This window comes from Streptomyces sp. (assembly GCF_035563135.1).
Classification (GTDB): Bacteria; Actinomycetota; Actinomycetes; order Streptomycetales; family Streptomycetaceae; genus Streptomyces.
On record NZ_DATMVN010000448.1, the window covers coordinates 1 to 2549 of the forward strand.

Here is a 2549-nt window from a genome sequence, read left to right on the forward strand (position 1 = left end):
AACCCCAGCAGCACCGCCGTCAACGTGAGCTGCGTGGCGGCCGGAGTCGTCTGCAGGTCCTCGGTCAGGCTGGGCAGCGCCGGCAGGTAGGCATCGATGGCCAGCGCCGGCAGTGCGGTGACAGCGCCGAGCAGGATGACGGTGCCGGGCCTGATGCCGGCCGAGCCGGAGTCCTGGTCCACCGCGAGCGGCGGGGTCGACGTCGTCGGAATGTCTGCCTCCTGGTCGTGCCGGGCCCGGCGCCGACCGGGGGACGTTCCGAGCGTCAACACTGCCTCGGAGACAGACGTTCCCATGCCGTGCTGCCGTGCTGCCGTTCCCGTGGCGTCCTGGATCGCAGCGGCGTGACCGGCTTCTCCGGTGAGCGGAAGGTGAGAACGCGCTGGAGGGGCCCCGCCTCCGCGTGGGCCCCTCCAGCGCCTGCAGCCGTGGGTCAGCGGGTGGTGACTCCCGAGCTGAGAGTCCCACCACGACTGGACTGGATGGACACGCTCGTGATCTGGGCGGCGGGACCGGGCCGCTGCCTGAACGACCAGGCGCCCAACGTGTCCACCTGGGCCGTACCCAGCTTGGTGACGTTCCGCCCCGGAGTGGTGTCGTAGATGACGACCTGCGTGGCGGGCGCTAGCACGCCGGCCTGCCCGTTGATGAGGGACGTGCCGTCGATGCGCAGCTCACTCCCGATCCTGTGCCGGGCGGCGGTGACCGCGAGGGTGTCCGTCGTGAGGTCCACCGACACCGACTTCTCGCTGGTCGCGCCGTCGGCGTTCTTGGCGACGAGCGTGAACGTCAGCGGTGCGGAGAGAGGCGGCTGCTGTGTCGTGTCGGTGGTCTTCGCGTAGAAGGGGATCGTCACGGTGGGCTTCGCCGTGTCGGCCCCGTTGACCGTCACGGCCGAGCCGCTGGTCTGGGTCCACGCGTACGTGGTGGCGCCGGTGGTGCCGCTGCCGTCGAGGGTGAACGTGCTCCCGACGAGCTGTGGGCTGACCGGCGCGATGACGGCGGCGACGTCGGTGGGCGTGGGCGGGACTCCGGTGTCGCCTTCGGTCTCGGTGACGGGACCAGGGTCGGGCTGCGGCGTCACCGGTACCTGACCGGACGGTGACGCCTCGCCGCCGGTGACGAGCACCGGCACGGTGATGCTGGTACCGCTCGAGGTGCCTGTGACGGTCGCCGGCGGGGCAGCCGCGGGGAAGCTCCCGGTCGTGCCGTTGAGCGGGCCGAACCCGGCGATGCTGACCCCGTCGACGCTCGAGGTCACCGCGAGGCTCGATCCGTTGTACGCCGCGGTCAAGGTGAACGGCTTGCTGACCGGGACCGCGCTGGTGCTGACGGGCTTGTCGGTCACGTTCTGGACGGTCACCGACGCGGGGAGTGCTCCGTCGACGGCGACACGTGCGTAGTAGCGGTCGGTGTCGGGGTCGTGGAGCATCGGCGTGGTCTGGTACCCAGGGCCGGCCTTCACCTCGAGGCTCCCGCCCAGGGCGGTGGCGAACACGTCCACGAACGACCCGTTGGCCTGAGCGGCGTCGGCCTTGACCCCGTGATTCGTGGCGATCTTTCCGGTGATCGTGAAGAGGTTCGTCTCCAGGTTCAGACCCCCGCCCGTCACGGAGAACTTGTTGTACCCCGTCGGACTGCCGGTGACGACGTGCTCCACGTCCGGGTTGCCGAGGTACCCGTCGGGCGCGCCCGACGGCCACTTGAGGAACGGCCCGAAGTTGCTCTTGAGCGCGGTCTGGAAGTTGCCGACCGCGGGCGAGATGTCCTCCACCAGGCGGCCGTCACCGCTGGCATTCGTGTCGATCTCGATGGTGCCGAAGGGGTGCTGGAAGATCAGGGCGGTGTTCGCGGGCCCGTCCTTGACCACGATCCGCTGGCGACCGAAGACGACCTGGTCGCCCTCCTGCGGGATGTCGTTCGCGAAGGCGGCCTCGAGGCCGAGCGTCAGCACCGCGCTGCCGCCGCCGGGCAGGTCCAGGCTGGAGTCGGCGAGCTGGTAGAAGATCTCGCTCGGGAAGTTGCCGGGGAACTCGATGGGTGCGGCCTCATTGGGGATGTCGCCCGGGAGGAACCCGCACAACGGGTTGTCCCCGTCGAGGCACAGCTCGACGCGTGTTCCGGTGCTGTCCTGGTACCAAGCCGGGAAGCCCGTCGCCGAGCTGATCGGCCCGACCGCCGTCAGGTTGCCCTGGTTCTTCACCAGAACCTCGGTGGCAGCCCAGGCCGCGGTGCTTCCCGCGAAGGTCACGGCGGCGGCCACGAGCCCGGCGGTGACCCGGCGGGATGGCCTGCGCGGCGGCCGACTGCTCGCCGCGGATCGACGGAGTTGCATCACTGCCTCCTGAGAATGGTAGAGGTGAAGCCTTCTGATGGGCAGCCTCGGAACCTCCCGTGAAACAACCGTGAAAGCGATGCATAACCGTGCGTAACTAGGACATGACGTGTCATCGGCCGCGATCCCACCGCGGTGGGAATGAATCGGCCGGCTGTTCTCGGCCGTCTGCCGCGCGGCGGGGCACCTGACGAAGACCCACGACAGGTGGCGA

At 69.7% G+C, this 2549-nt stretch carries 1 protein-coding gene and 1 pseudogene; both read right to left on the bottom strand.

Annotated features, from left to right (window positions below; all coding sequences use genetic code 11):
• Positions 1-269, bottom strand: a pseudogene (locus VN520_RS19930) (Bcr/CflA family drug resistance efflux transporter); the annotation flags it as partial.
• A gap of 164 nt (positions 270-433) precedes the next feature.
• Complete coding sequence (locus VN520_RS19935; protein ID WP_325748286.1) at positions 434-2335, bottom strand: hypothetical protein; 1902 nt, start codon at positions 2333-2335, stop codon at positions 434-436.
• Positions 2336-2549: the final 214 nt, after the last annotated feature.

Excerpts from the sequence above, each read along its gene's own strand:
- VN520_RS19935 (WP_325748286.1), bottom strand. The coding sequence starts at position 2,335 with ATGCAACTCCGTCGATCCGCGGCGAGCAGTCGGCCGCCGCGCAGGCCA.